This is a genomic window from Tepidanaerobacter acetatoxydans Re1 (genome assembly GCF_000328765.2).
GTDB lineage: Bacteria > Bacillota > Thermosediminibacteria > Thermosediminibacterales > Tepidanaerobacteraceae > Tepidanaerobacter > Tepidanaerobacter acetatoxydans.
The window spans coordinates 1,406,546-1,424,520 of the sequence record NC_019954.2; the positions used below are offsets into that span (position 1 = coordinate 1,406,546).

A 17,975-nucleotide genomic window follows, 5' to 3' on the forward strand; every position below is an offset into this window, starting at 1 on the left:
TTATTCCTCCTTATTATTTTAGCTTTACTATAATTTCTACTTCGCAAGTAGCATCCATAGGAAGTTGATTAACACCAACAGCCGAACGAGCATGTGCACCTGCTTCACCAAAAATCTCACCTAGTAATTCTGATGCTCCGTTTATAACTTTAGGCTGCTGATTAAACCCATCGGCACTGTTAACGAATCCAACCACTTTGACAATTTTCTCTACATTATCTAGGCTACCAGCCAAAGACTTAACTATACTCAGACAATTTAATGCACATGTTTTTGCCGCCTGATAAGCTTCTTCTACAGAAACTTCCTTACCTACTTTACCTTTATACTTTAATTCACCATTTTCAAAAGGAATTTGCCCGGCGGTATAGATATATTTTTCAACTTTAACGCCAGGAACATATGCTGCTACCGGCTTTGGTGGCTCAGGTAATGTAATTCCCATCTCCTGTATTTTTTTCTCAAAAGACATTTGATACACCTCCTTTCAAATAAAACCATTTAAAACTAAAACAATCAACCAATGATAACTTCGTCATTAAGATTAAGGCTTCTTTCATTTCCTGAAATACGATCATTGCCATATATTACAATATTATAGTGATTGGGCATATGGGTTTCATCAAATCCTGCAATTTTCCCAATTACTTGCCCATTTATTTTTACCTCATCTCCTACTATAATTACTGTACTTTCCTTTACTGTAAAAAAACCTATATAGGCTATTTTATTTACAGTATCTCCAGGTTTCTTGTCTTCATCTGTTAAAATAATCTCATGTACTTCATCAGCAACTAGACATCTTGATGGTTGTGGAATAAGCTGCAAACCACGTTCATCATACTTACCGTCTAGAACTACTACAAGATTGCCTTTCAATGGCTTTTTTTTAGCATATGGATTAGCTTTAAACATTCCTTTTTTATAAGGATCATTCATCTGTATTACCTCCTCATCACTGATGAGCTATTCTATTATATTAGTTCGACATAAATAACGAAAATCCTTCTCATAATTTAACTTTTTAATAGATTTTTATAGTTATTATCCAAAATTTCAAAAGTACTATAATGAGTATTTTAAATTTCCAAACTATCCCTTACAATAAATGAAACAACAAACAAGTCTCTTTCAATATCAGGTAAAAAAAATAAACGTCAATCGAAGTAGTCATTATCTAATATTTTTGTTTAAAAAGCACCTTCCGCCTACTTTTTTATAATAATATTTAAATTCTTATAACTTTTGGAAAATTTTCTCAAAAAAATTATTATATGACGCAGATCGTATGTTAACCAAAAACTTAAGCTTAAAGTTTTTACATCAGAATTAAACGTTGATTATAATGTAAAAATCCTGTTTTCTCAAATTGATGGTCAACATATAGCGTTTTTATTAAATCTAAGACAATATATTGACATTTCTTGGCTAAAATTAACTTTCTACGGTAGAATCAACTTTACTTTTTTTAAATATACTGTTTACTTGGTCGATTATTTGAGGTGCGACATCTATTATTCTTTCTACTGTGGTATTTTGGCTAATTGACAGAAGTCTTACTTGTTCTTTGCCAACAACTAAAAAAGCTACCGGCTTTACTGTAACCCCGGCACCGCTACCGCCACCGAAAGGAAACTCCGGCTTATCTTTCTTATCATTTTCTTTTGAACCTTTTGCATCAAATTCGCTTCCTCCTGCTGCAAAGCCAAAGCAGACACATGAAACCGGGATTATTACGCTCCCGTCTTGAGTCTCAACGGCATCCCCAACTATTGTATTTACATCGACCATTTCCTTAATACTCTCCATTGAAGTTTTTATTAAACTCTGAATAGGATGTTCATCCATGGTCTTATCGCTCCTTTTTATTGCCAATATGGCTATAGATAATAGAATTTTTTTTCGATAATATCCATTACCAAACAAGGATTAAACTTGCAATAATAATATGACCAACCCTTGCTTGAAATATACAATTCATTTCAATTTCTAGAGGTTCTTGACTTGCAAAAACCGGATTTATATTTACTTTTACATTACTGTAATCAAGGTTAGTATAAGTGGAAAATATTCTTAATAATATATAAGCAGCACACCATATCTGACCAGCTAAAATTCCTGTAAAAGCCGCATTTTCACTGCCAAAGGTAATATTAAAAATAAAATCCGAAAGGACAATAAACTTAGATAAACATCTAATGATTGTTTTTTTAAAATTATCAGGATATTTATAAATATACTCAAGTCTCTTTGTTATTATTTTATATTTCACCTTAAGAGGGGAAACAATAATTTTTTTTGATTTAGAAATCTCATCGTTCCGGATATTAAGATTGTATTTTAAACTTAATATGGGAATAAAATTTTCTATTATAAATTTTATCTCAGATATTTCAAAAACTACTTTTGATATTTCAAAAAAAACCATTTTAATCCGAATGTAGTTATCGGATTTTTTTTTAAATACTTGGATACAAATTTTTACCGGTAATAAAAGAAAGAGAGAAAAAGTTAGGATAATCAGCAAGTATTTCATAGTAATCTCCTTAAACCTTTTCTCTTAGTTTGCAGCAAAAAAATGCTAATAATTCACTACTATTTGTCAGTAACAATATCTTCGATGTTCTCTAATCCAAAATAGTCCATGCATTGTTCCGTTATACCATAAAGTATCGGCCTGCCAGGAATATCTAAACGTCCCATTTCAAAAACAAGATTTTTCTCCTGAAGTGTACTAATTGCTTTTTCTGAATTTACACCTCTTATAGCCTCAATTTCATTCCGGGTTATGGGTTGCTTAAACATTATGATTGCCAATGTTTCTAGAGCAGCTTTAGAAAGTTGTGATTTTATCTTAGGTTTAAAAATGGCTTCTATGTATGGAAATATATTAGGTTTTGTTGTGAGTCTTAAGCTCTCGCCAACTTTTGAGACCATTAAACCATGATATGGTTTATCGTAATAATGCTGTAATTGCTCAACACATTCCATAACCTGTTCATTTGATATGCCTAATACCTTTGCAATTTCACCTATATTCACTGGCTCACCTGAAATAAATAATATTCCTTCGATGATACCCATGGCTTTTTGTATATCCATCTGGTAACTAAGCCTCCCTGCAAGTTAAAACAATTTCTCCAAATTGTTTTTCTTGGGCTGCTAAAATTCTATTCATTTTTATCAATTCTAATATCGCTAAAAATGTCATTATTATCTCAGTCTTTGATGCATCATAACTAAACAATTTGCTAAACCGCACCTGCGATTTTAGACGTTTTAATGTCTTGTAAACTTCTGTTATTTTATGCGATAGCGGCATGGAATCCTTGGTTATTTTAGAGATTTTTTCTTCCGGTTTCTTTTTATTCATGACCGATATAAATGAAGATTTTAAGTCCTCCAAAGATATTTTAGATATGGAAAAATCAGTTGCCCACACATAAGATAAATCTTCAGGAGGTTTTTTTAAGATTAACTTTTGTTCTTCTTCTTTAGCTTTTAATGCAAGAGAAATCTCTTTAAATTTTTTATATTCCAGTAGTTTATTTACTAAGTCATCTCTAGGATCATCATCTTCCATTGCTGCTAACTCTGATTGCACTTCTTGATTTTGATTCGAAGGTAACAGTAATTTTGATTTGATACTTAGCAGAGTAGCAGCCATAACTAGAAATTCACTAGCTAAATCTAACTTATTTTCTCTAATTTCTTCAATAAAGCTCAGATATTGCTCAGTCAAATCCGCTATTGGTATATCATATATGTCTATTTGATTTTTTTCAATTAGGTGAAACAAAAGGTCGAAAGGCCCTTCAAAAGCATCGATTTTAATATTTAATGTCACGTTTCTTCACCTTTATCTAAATTTTCATTGCATTTCTAACTTCTTCCAAGGTTTTCTCTGCAACCAAACGTGCTCGCTTAGCTCCATTATCAAGAATATCATCTATAGTTTTTGGATTTTGTTCTAGCTCTTTTCTTTTCTGATGTATTGGTTGCATTTTATTAATTATTAAATTAGCTAACTTTTTTTTACATTCTACACATCCAATTTGACCTTTTTCACAAGCCTCTTTTAATTCTTGAATATTATTTTGTTCATCAAAGGCAGTATAGAACGCATATACATTGCAAATGTCAGGATGACCAGGATCATTTTTTCTGATTCTTGCAGGATCTGTAATCATCATTTTAACTTTTTGTTTTATTACTTCAGGGCCTGCAGATATTTCGATATAATTATCATAACTTTTGCTCATTTTTCTTCCGTCAATTCCGGGCAGTACCTTAAATTCTGTATAAAGTGCCTCAGGCTCCGGAAAAACCGGTTTATAAATATAGTTGAATCTTCTAGAAATCTCCCGTGATAGTTCAATATGGGCTTCTTGGTCCTTACCTACAGGAACTTTATTTGCTTTATAAATAAGTATGTCTGTTGCCATAAGAACTGGATAACCAAGGAAGCCATAGGTATTAATTTCGCGACTTTCCAGTTGTTTTAATTGTTCTTTGTAAGTAGGACATCTTTCCAGCCATGATAACGGTGTTATCATTGAAAGTAAAAGATGCAACTCGGCATGCTGTTTTACATGAGATTGTACAAAAATGTTGCATTTTTTCGGATCAAGTCCAACACTTATCCAATCGATAACCATTTGACGGATATTCTCTTTTAAATCTTCGGTATTTTGATACCCGGTAGTAAGCGCATGCCAATCCACTACTACAAAAAAACAATCGTAATCATCTTGCAATTTAACCCAGTTTGTTAATGCTCCCATCATATTCCCCATATGCAGGCGACCGGTAGGTCTCATCCCGCTCATAACTACATCATTTTTCATGAAAATTCCTCCCATAATTAACTACTAAGATGCTAAAATCTTAATAATAGCAAATCAGATAAAGTATTTAATCCCGAGTGTACAAATACGATCAAAGGGTTTAAAATAACATTTAATAGGCCGAAATACACTAATAACACTAATATAAAGGGGCCATAAGTTTCTAACTGTGAAAACTCATAGGAATATCTTGCAGGTAATAGTCCCATAAGTATCTTAGAACCATCCAATGGTGGAATTGGAATCATATTAAAAACAGCTAGGGTTAAATTATATAGAAATAAAATGTAAATAAAATTATCCAGAATACCATTATGAAAGATATCTAGTTTCAAAATAACCATTGTTAATAACGCTAATATTAAGTTAGCAATAGGACCTGCTAAAGAAACCAACACTATACCCTTCTTAGGTTCTTTATAATAATTTGGATTTATTTCAACAGGTTTGGCCCATCCAAATTTAAAAAGCCATAACATTAGTAATCCTACAGGGTCTAAATGAGCTAACGGATTTAGTGACAATCTACCTCGCCATTTAGGTGTTGGGTCACCTAATGAATATGAAACCTTAGCGTGAGCATATTCGTGAAAGGTAATTGCCAATAACAAAGCCGGTATTCTTAATAGCATTTCCGGACCTAAAAAATATGGCATGTAAGCTGTCATCCTTCCTATATATTTTTTGTTCCCGCATAATGCATTATACCATTTATATCAAAACGAAAAAAGTGTGCTTAAGCACACTTTTAAATAAATAATCAAAAATTGAACCAAAAATCTAAAGTCGAATAAACTGATCCACAACAAAATTATAAGCTTGCCAAAGAAATATTTTTAGAATTTGGCATAAACACTTCATTGCTTAGCAAGTCTTCATATGTTTGGCGGCGAACAACAAGTCGAGCTGTTTTATTTTTTACAAATACTACTGCCGGTTTTGGCATCATATTATAGTTGCTAGCCATAGAATAATGGTATGCTCCTGTGGTAAAAACAGCTAAAATATCACCCGGCATGATTTTAGGTAAATTTATGTCCCAGATTAACATGTCTCCAGATTCACAACACTTTCCGGCTATAGAAACTATTTCTTCCCTCGGACACCCAGCTTTATTGGCAATAACAGCTGAGTATTCTGCTCCATACAATGCTGGTCTTATATTATCACTCATTCCGCCGTCAACACTGACATATTTTCTAACGCCAGGGATATTTTTTATGGAACCAATTGTATATAAGGTGGTACCTGCTTCACCTACAATAGCTCTTCCTGGTTCTATCAATATTTTAGGAATAGGCATATTATGTTTTTTACAAGCTTCCTTAACTGATTCGACTAAAACTTCAATGTAATTTTTTACAGCCAAAGGCTTGTCTTTCTCTGTATATCTAATACCAAAGCCTCCGCCAAAATCAATTTCTCTGGTTCTGAAATCGTATCGTTCATTTACAATTTTAGCAAATTGAATCATTATTTTTGCTGCATCCTTAAAAGGCTCATCTTCAAATATTTGAGAACCAATATGACAGTGAAAACCCATTAGTTTCAAGCCTTTTATACTTAAAGCATTTTCTACGGCCATAAATGCATGTCCATTTTCCATTCCAAAGCCAAATTTAGAATCAAGTTGACCGGTTTTTATATAGTCATGCGTATGAGCTTCAATGCCGGGAGTTAAACGTAATAAGATTTTTATTTTTTTACCTTGATATTTTTTAGCAACATCTCTTAACAATTCAAGCTCATAAAAATTATCTACCACAATACGTCCAACACCATATTCTGCTGCCATTTCTAATTCGGCATACGACTTATTGTTACCATGAAAATATATCCTTTTTGAAGGAAAGCCGGATTTTATAGCTGTATAAAGCTCCCCTCCGGATACTACATCAAGACTGAGACCCTCTTCTTCTATTAATTTGCACATTTCCATAGTTAAAAAAGCCTTCCCTGCATAAATCACTTCACTATTTTCATGCAAATTATTCAAACTATCTCTATATAAACGGCAATTTTCACGAATATGATTCTCATCCATTACATATAAAGGCGTGCCAAATTCTTTTGCAAGTTCTACCGCATCGCATCCACCAATTTCCAAATGGTTGAACTTGTTAATTCTACCAGTCCCGCAAAACATATAATTTTTCTCCTTTCGTTTACATATAAAAAAACAACCGGGATATTTGCCGGCTGTTTAGTTCAAAGGCAAATACCTCTCTCATAAATGAAGTAGCGCTTCACTGAATAAACTTTCAGTGACAGTCTTATACCTATTCGATATAAGCCCAGTATGATTTCTTGGGGGAAAACCATACTTCGGCGATAATCCCTTTTAATTTGCTTCATAGACTTCCCGTATCTCCACAAATCTACTCATGATATATCGCGCCTCTACCCCAACTCTTATCGAGATGAGGTATAATATTTAATTTTGTATACTATATCACATTTAGCTTCAAATTGTCAAGCAATTTTTTTAATAATCGATTTTTTATTTATTTATTATTTGTAAACTTAAACTGCTGCTGTAGATGACCATTTGCCGCATCTGTCGCCCCATCGTGCCTTAAGTTCTTTATCTGAAAAGAGTTGTATTATTTCACAATTATTGGGACAACCCATGCATTCAAAGCTTTTAACTTTATAATCTTGAACGGCTATATCCATTCCAAAAAAGCGAGTAGTTTTTTTATGGGAAATGATATAGTCTGAAGCTAGTATTGCAGCTCCTATTGCACCCATAACATCATAATTCTCAGGAACTGCAACATTATACTTAAGTTGTTCTTCAAAGGCTTCCTTAATGCCTATATTTGCTGCTACACCACCTTGGAATAATATTTGTGGTCTTATGTCCTTTCCTTTACCTACATTTGAAAGGAAATTTCTTACCAAAGCTTCACAAAGCCCTTTTAAAATATCCTCAATGGCGTGACCCATTTGCTGTTTATGTATCATGTCCGACTCAGCAAAAACCGCACATCGTCCAGCAATTCTTGTTGGATTTTTTGATCTTAGAGCTATTTCGCCAAATTGATTTATAGGAATTTGCAATCGCTGGGCTTGTCTATCCAAAAAAGATCCGGTACCAGCGGCACATACTGTATTCATGGCAAAATCTACGACAGTTTTGTTTCGAAGTATTATTATTTTTGAATCTTGGCCACCTATTTCCAGAATTGTTTGTGTATCGGGATAATAACTAAGTGCAGCAGTTGCATGAGCTGTAATTTCATTTTTTGTAATATCGGCTCCGACTAATATAGAAGCCAGTTGCCTTCCACTTCCAGTAGTCCCTACAGCATAAATCTTTGCATCCTTCAATTGCTCTTGCAAAATGGAAAAACCATTTTTAATAGTTGCTATAGGATTACCTGCAGTACTTAAATACAGCTTTTTAACAAGACGTTTTTTTTCATCAAGTAAAACTAGATTAGTGCTTACAGACCCTACATCAATTCCGAGTGCATACTCTTGCAAAATCTTTACCCTCCTTGTTATGATATATCATATCTATAAAAGCTTCCAATCGAGTTCTAAAACCCGTTTCAGCCGAGTGCTCGTCTAATACGATTGTCATTACCGGAATGGAATACTCCTGACTTACTTTTGGTATAGCGCTTTTAGCTACTATTTCAGGCATGCAAGTAAAAGGAAGAAGATGAATAACGCCATCAAAACCCATCTTGGAAAAATTGACAATCTGAGCTATTGATTCTTGGCCATGTCCTCCTATAAAACAATTAATAAAAGGCCTAGATAAGTCTAGCATTTTTTTGTAATCTTTGGGCTTCAAAAACGATGGTAAGAGATTTTCACGTACCCAATCAGTAATATATATATTTCTATGTACTTCAGTTCCTAGTTCTCCTAATTGCTTTTCAATATCTAAATTCACAAACGGTTCAAGAATAGTATATATTTCTCCCACTATGCCAATTTTTATAGTCTTTTTATCATTATTGATTGGTATAGATGAAAAATTTTTTGTCATTTCAACTTCATATGCATTCATTTCGTTTGCATCGTTAATTTCAATTATGCGTTGTAAATTATAATTATATAATTTGTCACTTTGTCCTTTTGTTATTTCAATAGCCCTTAGTTTACAAATTTCTACATCTAATTTGTCTAAAAGAACTGCCTTTTTCCATGCCAATGTTACTGCTTTTATAATGTCTTTTAAAGAATTATTTTTTTTATTTGTAATGAAATTAATTTTTTTAAGTAATTCAAGAAAGTGACCTTGTGGTGGCTCGAGAATAATCATGTTAAAATCAAATCCCAAGTCTTTCAAAATCTCTTTTTGCACTTGTCCATAATATCCAAACCTGCATGGGCCTATACCACCAGCCATTACTATAGTATCAGCTCCTTTTTCGAATGCTTCTATGAAATTACCAACATTGATTTTAAGCGGTAGACATGCAAATTCAGGTGAATTTGCAACACCCAATTCAAGAGTTCTTTTTGTGCAAGGAGGTGGTGGAATAACCTCAAAGCCAAGGTTTTCAAACAAGGTTTTTAATGGAATATATATATTACCCATATGTGGAAATGTTATCTTCAAAATATTTCCTTCCTTCCAATACATCTAAAAATGCTTCTAGTCTTGTATTAAATCCAATTTCTGCAGCATGTTCATCCAAATTTAAATATAAAAATGGAATGTCATAATCACGCTTAGTTCTTTTTTCAATAAGTTCGCCTACAAGTGAATCCGGACCACATCCAAAAGACGCTACATGAATTATCCCATCTACCTTCTTTCTATCTAAAAAATAATATGCTGTACCAATAGTTTGTTTGCCTAAAGTCCAGAACATATTTTTTTCTAATTTTTTGGTTCCTTCAAGAATGATTTTTTCTGTTACCATTTCACTAGTTATAAAATTAATATTTTGTTTCTGTAGTTTTCTAACAAGACCCATGCTTATAAAATCATCATATATATTATAATTATGACCTAATAACAGAACTTTTAAATTATTAGAGTTTTTTATATGAGAGTTATTAGAAGAAGATTCCTGATTATTACATAGAGCATCTTGAGGAATTATCTGTTTTTCAATTAACCGAGAATCAAACTGCCGTTGAATCCTGAGCGATTTATTATAAGCTATGAAAGCCTTTCTCTTACTTACATTTAGAAATTCACTTATTTGTAAAATATGATTCAAAATCTTATTTTTACCTCTATATAAATTTAGCTCAGGTTCAATAATATATGGAAGATTAGGTATACTATTTCTAATCATGTCAGGTAATCCTAAAAATTTTGGACAAATGTACTCCTTTGGTTCTATGCTTATTATCCTGGGTATATAAATTGCATCAGCTTTACCTATTAAGTCGGCCACATGGCCATGGAAAACTTTAATAGGAAGGCATGCATCATCGACGCAAAGTTCAATGCCTTTTTTTACTATTTCTTTATTTGTAGGTGAAGACAAAACTACCTTATAACCCAATAATTCAAAGAAATTTTTCCAAAAAGGATAATATTTGTAATAAAATAACGCTCTAGGTATTCCAATATACAAGGCTCTTACTCTCCTAAGTAATTTAATTTTGATTCTATTATATGAACTTTCTTTTTCTAAACTTACGTTCAAAGCATAGTGTATCTTATTATAAGTGGAATCATTTTTCATTGCAGTCTAGTTTATTAAATATATAACCATAATTCTAAATAATGAGGTCTTTATCATTAATGCAGGCAAAGGGCTTTTAAAATCTGCAATTGGATTAATCAAATCTATCCATGGTATTTTTTTATCTTTATGAAGTCCCAAGCCCAACATAAAAAAGAAAAGAGGACTTAGTATAAGAAAAAAATCTTTATTATTCGGACCGGCCACTGTAGTAAAAATACCTCCAGCAATTACTTCTGTTATGTTTGACTCTAAAACCATTGAAATTAAAATAGTGAAAACAGATTCCATAAAACATAGTAGTAAAACAATAAAGCAATATCTGGGGCTTATAATTATAACAGTAAGTAGTATTCCGACAACATCTATAAACATAATCGTTTCCTATTTAGACCTTGGATTAAAAATAACAGCCATAAAATAGCCGAAAACAATAGCAGCTGTTATCCCACCAGCAGCAGCTCTTAGACCTCCGGTAAATACACCCAAAAGGCCATATTCATCTACATCTTGAATAACTCCGGTTACAAGGTTATGACCAAATCCTGTAAGCGGTATAGTTGCACCGGCCTTTCCGATATCTACTAACGGTTGATAAAGACCTATTCCGCTAAGAACTGCACCTGATGTTACAAAAAAAACTAAAACATGTGCTGGTGTCAATTTTGTTGCATCCATGAGTATTTGTCCTATTACGCATATTAAGCCCCCAACAATAAAAGCACTTATAACATCCATTTGCTTCTCTCCCTATTGTCATAAATTTTCTAAAGAAATTGCATGAGCAATACAAGGTATAGTTTCTCCTTGTTGGCTGCTTGTAGTGCTCAATAATGCTCCGGTAGCTATCAGCAGCACTTTATTATATTGCCCTTTTAACATTTCTTTAAAAATATAACCGCAAGTAACAACTGCAGAACATGCACATCCACTACCTCCAGCATGAACATCTTGTTCTGGATAATATATCAAAACCCCACAATCAGCATATTTATTTGACATATTATAACCTTTTTGTTTTAAGAGTTCTTCAGTTATTTCTTTCCCAATACTTCCTAAATCACCAGTTATAATTAAGTCATAATCATCAGGAGTCTTTCCTGTATCTTGGAAATGTCTTATGATAGTATCTATGGCAGCAGGCGCCATAGCTGCTCCCATATCGTTAGAATCTGACTCCCCCATATCAATTACTTTTCCGGTAGTTGCAAAAGTTACTCTGGGGTTTTGCTGTTTTGAAGATAGCACCATTGCCCCTGCACCTGTTACTGTCCATTGAGATGTAGGAGTTCTTTGGTTCCCTAATTCCAAAGGGAATCTAAATTGTCGTTCAGCAGTACAAAAATGACTCGAAACTGCTGCTACCACGTTTTCAGCAAAACCACCATCCACTATAATAGAACCTAGTGTAACCCCTTCAGCTAAAGTAGAACACGCACCATATATTCCTAAAAATGGTATTTCCAATTCACGCGCAGCAAAACCTGCAGATATAATTTGGTTCAATAAGTCACCGGCAATAAGATACTCTATTTTTGTAGTAGTAAGATTAGCGTTTTTTATAGCAATTTCAATGGTTTCTTTTAATATTTTTTTTTCTGCTTTTTCCCAACTGCTTTCGGCATAAATGTTATCACTTAAAATCAAATCATAATAATCTTTAAATCGGCCTTGACCTTCTTTGGGACCGACAATTGATGCGGCCCCGATTATAGAAGGAGGATTTTCGAATCTAATAGTTTGACTGCCCAGTTTTTTTATAGACAAAAAATCTTTCCTCCTAAAGTCTAATTAAATAATAAATTAAACCTATAATAGTTGCAGAATTTATACCATATACCAGTACCGGCCCAGCTACGGCGAACATTTTAGCCGCAACTCCAAATACATAACCTTCTCTTTTAAACTCCATAGCAGGAGAAACAATGGAATTAGCAAAACCGGTTATTGGAACCACTGAACCAGCTCCAGCAAATTTACCAATTTTATCATAGACTCCTAAACCCGTTAAAAGAGCTCCTAAAAAAATCATGCTAATGGAAGTAGGAGCACCGGCTTGTTCAGGAGTCATACCTCGAGAAACAAAGAAATTCAAGATTACTTGACCAATAGCACATATGGTTCCTCCTACAGCAAATGCTGCAATTACATTTTTAAGTATAGGAGGTTTTGGCCGTTTTTGCTTTACAAAGTTTTGATAATCTTTTTGTTCTTTTGTAAAAACAGACATGCAATCACCTTAATCAATCTCTAAATATAAAAATCCGTTTAAAAACGAGCACTTTTAGTGCCCGTTTTCTTAGCTTTCTGTTGTTCCGTCTACTTTAAAGGCTATTTGTACGTTAGATTTATATTCCACTATTTTTCCGTTCTGTACATTTGCAGTATTATTTAAAACCTCTACTCCTGTAATATTTCTAATTGTCTTATTAGCATCCTCTACTGCATTTTGTACTGCTTCCTGCCAGCTATTTTTGGATTCACCTACCAATTCTAAGACCTTAACTGTCATGCAAAAAGTCCTCCTTGTTTTATTACCTTAATTATTCTTTTATAGTTTGCCCAATCACTGAGCAGTTATTCTCTTAACAAAAAAACTAATTTTGCACTTTTAGGTATTCTACTATTGTCAAAAATTTTAAAAATAAACGACCCAGCTATTAAAAATAATAATAAACATATTATTATAACAAGCCTTTTGTTTATACCTGTCATTCGGATTTCCTCCTTATCTTTTATTATGTATGATTAAGTTTTTTTTATACAAAAAAAGCCTAAACTAACTTAGGCTTAAGATAATAAATTTTTTACTTTTGTCAGAACCTTTCTTTCTAATCGTGATACTTGAACTTGAGTCATATTTAATTTTTTTGCAACATCTATTTGCGTCATATCCTTAAAATATCTAAGAGTAATAATTTGTCGCTCATCCCTATCAAGCTTTGAGAGTGCTTCTTTCAAAGCTATTTTGTCATGCAATAAGTTTTCTTGATATTCATTTTCATTGAGTTGATCTATTAAATAAATAGGAGAGCCATCATCTTGGTAAACCACATCATTTAACGAAACTAAAGATTGAGAAGCTTCCATTGCCATTACAATTTCTTCTACGGGTACTTCCATTTCGTCAGAAATTTCGTTAATTGTTGGTTCTCTATCTAAAGTATTTGTAAGTTCTTCCTGAGTTTTTTGAATTTTGTAGCCTAATTCTTTCAACGAACGAGATACCTTTATGGGTTTATCATCACGTATGTATCTTCGGATTTCACCCATTATCATAGGAACAGCATATGTTGAAAATTTAACATCGTATGAAAAATCAAATTTTTCTATTGCTTTTAATAGGCCAATACTCCCAATTTGAAATAAATCTTCAGGCTCATAGCCTCTATTATTAAATCTCTTTACTATGCTCCATACCAAACCCAGGTTAAGGGACACAAGCTCATCTCTAGCCTTTTTTTCACCTCTTTTAGCTTCTTTTAGAAGTTCCATAATAATTTCAGAACTCATGAATTATTCCTCTCTGAACTATCTCTTAAAATTTTAACCATTGTAATAATTGTTCCCTCACCCGGGGTAGATTCAATCTCCAACTTATCCATAAAATCTTCCATTATTGTAAATCCCATACCGGATCTTTCTAACTCAGGTTTGGAAGTCCATAAAGGCTGTCTTGCCTTCTGTATATCTTCAATACCTTTTCCCCAGTCTTGAACAGATATAATTATTTTATCAGTATAAAGTTTTGATTTTATTCTTATAACTCCTACGGTATTCTCATAGCCATGAATTATACAATTTGTTACGGCCTCTGAAACTGCTGTTTTTATATCTGCAAGCTCGTCCAAAGTCGGATCCAACTGTGATGCAAAAGCTGCTACAACAACTCGTGCAAAAGATTCGTTTTGAGATTTGCTTAAAAAATCCAATTGCATTTCATTTAATGCAGTCACAAAATCACCCCTCATAATTTTTCTATGGCCTCTCTTTCATCTCTAAAACAATTTACAATATTCAAAAGTCCTGATATATCAAAAATTTTTTTGACTTGAGGAGTTAAATAAATAACCCCTATCTTCCCTCCCGTTTTTTGGAGTTTTTTATAACGCCCTATAATCATACCTACACCAGAACTATCCATAAAGGAAACATCTTTAAAATTAAATAAGATGTTTTTTATTTTGTGTTTTTCAATGTATCGGTCTATTTCATCTTTAATAATCGATGCTATATGATGATCTATTTCTCCCTTTAGGTTAATTTTTAGCATATCATCCTTTACTTTTACTATCTCACCCATACTCCACCCCCCTTTATTCTATTAAAATAATTCGATGAATTTTATTAATTTCCTTCTATAAAATTACATGATTTACATATATTTCTCTTTAATGATTTAAGACTTCCTTCAATTTTATAAGGAAGTCTTAAATCATTAAAATTCACGTATTAGTAACCGGATATTTAACAGAAACTGAAAATATCCCTCCAAATTTTCAATTGCTATTGTTTACATTGCTATATTTCCAGAATGCAGTGGAAATACAGTAATCAAGTAAAAGAAAGAAACATATATTTAAAAAGTAAACCATTTGTTAAATATCTTTTTAAACATCTCGATAATATTTGCTTTCATTACATTTTCAGATATGACAAGATTTACTTTTTTTACAATTTTACCACCTTGCTCAATTAAAAGAGTTCCTACCGCATGATCTTTCTTTAAAGGTGCGCATAATTTATCAGGCACATCAACTTTTGTGTTAATTTCTCCTTCTTTGCCCTTTTCTATTAAAAGACTTACATCTTCCGGAACAATTACATTTACATTTTCCAAATGCCCCTTTTCGACAGGGAGAATTTTTTGTATTGAGCCCTTTTCCACTACTTTAATTGAATCAAAATGTCCAAAGCCATAATCCAGTAATTTTACTGTATCTTCAAATCTCTGACTGCTAGTATCTGCATTTAATACTACTGATATTAACCGAAAATCTCCCCTTCTTGCGGTACCTGCAAAACAATGTCCAGCTTTATTATGAAAGCCGGTTTTTAAACCGTCTAATCCTTCATATTTCCCAAGTAGCTTATTTGTGTTAGCAAGCATTGTCGCATCACGTTTTTTATCAGTATGTTCAAGATAGTCTATCCATATGGTCGACCAATTAAAAAATAAAGGATATTTGACTAATTCCCTTGACATCAATGCAATATCATGTGCAGTAGTATAATGTTCAGGTGATGATAAGCCATGCGGATTTACGAAATTTGTATTGCTCATCCCCAGCTGTTTCGCTTTATCATTCATAAGCTTAACAAATCCTTCAACGCTGCCGCCAATATGCTCAGCTACAGCCATCGATGCATCATTAGCTGAAGCAATAACAATACACTTTAAAAGTGTTTCAAGTGTCTGCTCTTCTCCGGGCGCCAGAAAGACTTGACTGCCTCCTGTTCCCCATGCTCTTTCACTTATCCTGACAATATCCGACAAACTGACTTTGCCCGATTCAAGAGCTTCAAAAGCAATGATCATGGTCATTATCTTTGTAATACTAGCAGGTTCCATTTTTTCATGGGAGTTTTTTTCAAATAGAATTGTTCCCGTACCGGCATCCATCAAAATAGCCGATGGAGATTTGATATCAAGTTGTGGTGCAGCTGCAACAGGACTTATAATGATAAAAAGCATAAGAAGTGTAATAAGCAGAATACAGGATATCTTTTTATTATAATAAACCATTTATCGTTCCTCCCTTCTTATAATAGTTTTCCATAAGGAAGGAATGTTATACACTCTTATGCTCTAGGATGAGTATTATCATATACTTCTTTTATTTTATTTCGCGTTATATGAGTATATATTTGTGTTGTAGATATATCGGAATGACCTAATATTTCCTGGACAACTCTTAAATCCGCACCATTTTCTAATAGATGTGTAGCAAAAGAATGCCTGAATGTGTGAGGAGTTATTTTTTTATTAATACCGGCTTGCTGAGAGTATTTTTTAATTATTTTCCAAAAACCTTGACGCGTCATTGCACTGCCTTGCCGATTAAGGAATAAAATTTTTGATTTCTTTCCATTTAAAATTTTATTCCTGGCATCAAGGGTATAAAGCTTTAAATACTTTACAGCAATGGAACCGATGGGAACAATCCTTTCTTTTGAACCTTTTCCTACACAACGTAAAAATCCCATTTCCAAGTTTACATCTTCAACACTTATTGAAATTAGCTCTGAAACTCTCATACCTGTAGCATATAATAATTCAAGCATACTTCGATCTCTTATACCTAAAGGATTTGCCATATCGGGCTGACATAACAATTTTTCAATTTCTTCCACACTCAGCACTTTAGGCAATCGCTGTTCCAGTTTAGGAGCATCTAAATTCACTGTTGGATCTTCACTAATTATATGTTCCATAAATAGAAATTGATAAAAAGATTTTATGGCAGCACATGCTCTAGAGATGCTGCTGCTTGCTTTACCATTCTTTTGCATTAATAACAAATAAGATGCAATAGTTGATCGATTAGTGCTGTTGATATTTGTTATTTTTTTTGTTTTTAAATAGTATATGTAACTTTTTAAATCCCGTCTATAAGCGTCAATAGTATTTTTTGCAAGTCCCTTTTCAACTGATAAATATTGAAGAAAATTCTCTAAAAGATCTCTCATATTACTCATCCTCTCTAAGCTTGCCCATATTTTATATTCAATATAATGTCTACAATTCCTGTCTTATCAATAAAAAAACATAAAAAGCAGCCTAAATTTTAGACAAATTATGTTAAAAATTTAAATGCTTAGAGTAAAATTTAATAAATACAGGAGAAATATAACCTTCAATTAAACCAGATATAATAAGTAAAAAGCTAAAAAAAAGATTTAGTAACAAATACCCTACTACCATTTGTGAGTAAACTTCATGATGGTTTTTGATTTTATTTTTAATTACTGCTGCAGCGAATGTTAAACTTGTTACGCCTATTGATAATATACACGGTAATATGATTATATTTTGTGGAAGAATTGATAATGCTGATAAAACTATACCTTTAGGACCTAATTGTTCAATTAGAAAGCCTACAGTAAAGCCTAATACAAATCCTCTGAAAAAAATTAATACTAAAATAAACGGTAAACCTACAACGGAAAGACCAAATAATATTAATGCAATAGCAGTTTTAAAATTGTTAGACAATGATAAATAAAAAACAGAAGAATTATTAATTGAAATATTGCTGATATTGGCTAAAAAACCGCTAATGAGACTTAATATGCTTTCTCTCTGAATATCTGATATCATGTTTACCGTAAAACTGCCTACTATGATACCAGCTATTAATATAATGCTCAAAAGCACATACTGTATTATATTTTTTCTTAAATATTCTAAAAAAATTCTGGGGAAATGGCTCATTAAAATAATCCCCCTTCCTTACATTTCCAT

The 17,975-nt window shown here is 32.6% G+C and carries 23 protein-coding genes and 1 riboswitch; all 23 genes read right to left on the reverse strand.

The window, feature by feature from the left end; translation table 11 throughout:
• Positions 1–13: 13 nt before the first annotated feature.
• Positions 14–472, reverse strand: a complete 459-nt coding sequence (locus tag TEPIRE1_RS06800) for a RidA family protein (protein ID WP_013778428.1) — start codon at positions 470–472, stop codon at positions 14–16.
• Between the two features lie 44 nt (positions 473–516).
• The gene (locus tag TEPIRE1_RS06805; RefSeq protein ID WP_013778429.1) at positions 517–939 is read right to left on the reverse strand and encodes a DUF6917 domain-containing protein; all 423 of its coding nucleotides are present in this window, start codon (positions 937–939) and stop codon (positions 517–519) included.
• Between the two features lie 495 nt (positions 940–1,434).
• Positions 1,435–1,848 (reverse strand): GerW family sporulation protein, encoded by a 414-nt coding sequence (ytfJ, locus tag TEPIRE1_RS06810; RefSeq protein ID WP_013778430.1) that lies wholly within the window; start codon positions 1,846–1,848, stop codon positions 1,435–1,437.
• A 67-nt stretch (positions 1,849–1,915) separates the two neighbouring features.
• A complete protein-coding gene (locus TEPIRE1_RS06815; protein ID WP_013778431.1) occupies positions 1,916–2,536 on the reverse strand; it encodes a DUF2953 domain-containing protein in 621 nt (206 codons plus the stop codon).
• Between the two features lie 59 nt (positions 2,537–2,595).
• The gene (gene scpB, locus TEPIRE1_RS06820; protein WP_013778432.1) at positions 2,596–3,102 is read right to left on the reverse strand and encodes an SMC-Scp complex subunit ScpB; all 507 of its coding nucleotides are present in this window, start codon (positions 3,100–3,102) and stop codon (positions 2,596–2,598) included.
• Between the two features lie 7 nt (positions 3,103–3,109).
• On the reverse strand, positions 3,110–3,847 hold the full coding sequence (locus TEPIRE1_RS06825) for a segregation and condensation protein A (RefSeq protein WP_013778433.1): 738 nt from the start codon (positions 3,845–3,847) through the stop codon (positions 3,110–3,112).
• Positions 3,848–3,863: 16 nt separating this feature from the next.
• Positions 3,864–4,847 carry a tryptophan--tRNA ligase gene (gene trpS / locus TEPIRE1_RS06830; protein ID WP_013778434.1) on the reverse strand — a complete coding sequence of 328 codons (984 nt, stop codon included), beginning with the start codon at positions 4,845–4,847 and terminating at the stop codon, positions 3,864–3,866.
• 32 nt (positions 4,848–4,879) lie between these two features.
• Positions 4,880–5,503: a site-2 protease family protein gene (locus tag TEPIRE1_RS06835; RefSeq protein ID WP_013778435.1), complete on the reverse strand. Its 624-nt coding sequence runs from the start codon at positions 5,501–5,503 to the stop codon at positions 4,880–4,882.
• A gap of 155 nt (positions 5,504–5,658) precedes the next feature.
• Complete coding sequence (lysA, locus tag TEPIRE1_RS06840) at positions 5,659–6,993, reverse strand: diaminopimelate decarboxylase (RefSeq protein WP_013778436.1); 1,335 nt, start codon at positions 6,991–6,993, stop codon at positions 5,659–5,661.
• Positions 6,994–7,078: 85 nt separating this feature from the next.
• Positions 7,079–7,258: riboswitch (Lysine riboswitch) on the reverse strand.
• A 112-nt stretch (positions 7,259–7,370) separates the two neighbouring features.
• Entirely contained in the window at positions 7,371–8,336 is a 966-nt protein-coding gene (locus TEPIRE1_RS06845; RefSeq protein ID WP_013778437.1) for an acyl-CoA dehydratase activase, read from the reverse strand.
• A complete protein-coding gene (locus tag TEPIRE1_RS06850; RefSeq protein WP_013778438.1) occupies positions 8,311–9,426 on the reverse strand; it encodes an acyl-CoA dehydratase activase-related protein in 1,116 nt (371 codons plus the stop codon). Before TEPIRE1_RS06850 ends, TEPIRE1_RS06845 begins: the two co-directional genes overlap by 26 nt.
• Complete coding sequence (locus tag TEPIRE1_RS06855) at positions 9,398–10,399, reverse strand: acyl-CoA dehydratase activase-related protein (RefSeq protein WP_041591431.1); 1,002 nt, start codon at positions 10,397–10,399, stop codon at positions 9,398–9,400. The genes TEPIRE1_RS06850 and TEPIRE1_RS06855 overlap by 29 nt, the downstream gene beginning before the upstream one ends.
• Positions 10,400–10,516: 117 nt before the next feature.
• Positions 10,517–10,885: a hypothetical protein gene (locus TEPIRE1_RS06860; protein ID WP_013778440.1), complete on the reverse strand. Its 369-nt coding sequence runs from the start codon at positions 10,883–10,885 to the stop codon at positions 10,517–10,519.
• 9 nt (positions 10,886–10,894) lie between these two features.
• The gene (gene spoVAE / locus TEPIRE1_RS06865; RefSeq protein ID WP_013778441.1) at positions 10,895–11,248 is read right to left on the reverse strand and encodes a stage V sporulation protein AE; all 354 of its coding nucleotides are present in this window, start codon (positions 11,246–11,248) and stop codon (positions 10,895–10,897) included.
• Positions 11,249–11,266: 18 nt separating this feature from the next.
• Complete coding sequence (gene spoVAD, locus TEPIRE1_RS06870) at positions 11,267–12,277, reverse strand: stage V sporulation protein AD (RefSeq protein ID WP_013778442.1); 1,011 nt, start codon at positions 12,275–12,277, stop codon at positions 11,267–11,269.
• 13 nt (positions 12,278–12,290) lie between these two features.
• Positions 12,291–12,740: a stage V sporulation protein AC gene (gene spoVAC / locus TEPIRE1_RS06875; RefSeq protein ID WP_013778443.1), complete on the reverse strand. Its 450-nt coding sequence runs from the start codon at positions 12,738–12,740 to the stop codon at positions 12,291–12,293.
• A 69-nt stretch (positions 12,741–12,809) separates the two neighbouring features.
• Positions 12,810–13,022, reverse strand: coding sequence for a dodecin family protein (locus tag TEPIRE1_RS06880; RefSeq protein WP_013778444.1), 213 nt, complete (start codon positions 13,020–13,022; stop codon positions 12,810–12,812).
• A gap of 278 nt (positions 13,023–13,300) precedes the next feature.
• Positions 13,301–14,023: an RNA polymerase sporulation sigma factor SigF gene (sigF, locus tag TEPIRE1_RS06885; RefSeq protein ID WP_013778446.1), complete on the reverse strand. Its 723-nt coding sequence runs from the start codon at positions 14,021–14,023 to the stop codon at positions 13,301–13,303.
• Positions 14,020–14,481 (reverse strand): anti-sigma F factor, encoded by a 462-nt coding sequence (gene spoIIAB, locus TEPIRE1_RS06890; protein ID WP_023211499.1) that lies wholly within the window; start codon positions 14,479–14,481, stop codon positions 14,020–14,022. The genes sigF and spoIIAB overlap by 4 nt, the downstream gene beginning before the upstream one ends.
• Complete coding sequence (gene spoIIAA, locus TEPIRE1_RS06895; RefSeq protein WP_013778448.1) at positions 14,478–14,813, reverse strand: anti-sigma F factor antagonist; 336 nt, start codon at positions 14,811–14,813, stop codon at positions 14,478–14,480. Before spoIIAA ends, spoIIAB begins: the two co-directional genes overlap by 4 nt.
• A 276-nt stretch (positions 14,814–15,089) precedes the next feature.
• Positions 15,090–16,256 (reverse strand): D-alanyl-D-alanine carboxypeptidase family protein, encoded by a 1,167-nt coding sequence (locus TEPIRE1_RS06900; RefSeq protein WP_013778449.1) that lies wholly within the window; start codon positions 16,254–16,256, stop codon positions 15,090–15,092.
• Between the two features lie 56 nt (positions 16,257–16,312).
• The gene (gene xerD / locus TEPIRE1_RS06905) at positions 16,313–17,200 is read right to left on the reverse strand and encodes a site-specific tyrosine recombinase XerD (protein ID WP_013778450.1); all 888 of its coding nucleotides are present in this window, start codon (positions 17,198–17,200) and stop codon (positions 16,313–16,315) included.
• Between the two features lie 112 nt (positions 17,201–17,312).
• A complete protein-coding gene (gene spoIIM / locus TEPIRE1_RS06910; RefSeq protein WP_013778451.1) occupies positions 17,313–17,945 on the reverse strand; it encodes a stage II sporulation protein M in 633 nt (210 codons plus the stop codon).
• Between the last annotated feature and the right edge of the window lie 30 nt (positions 17,946–17,975).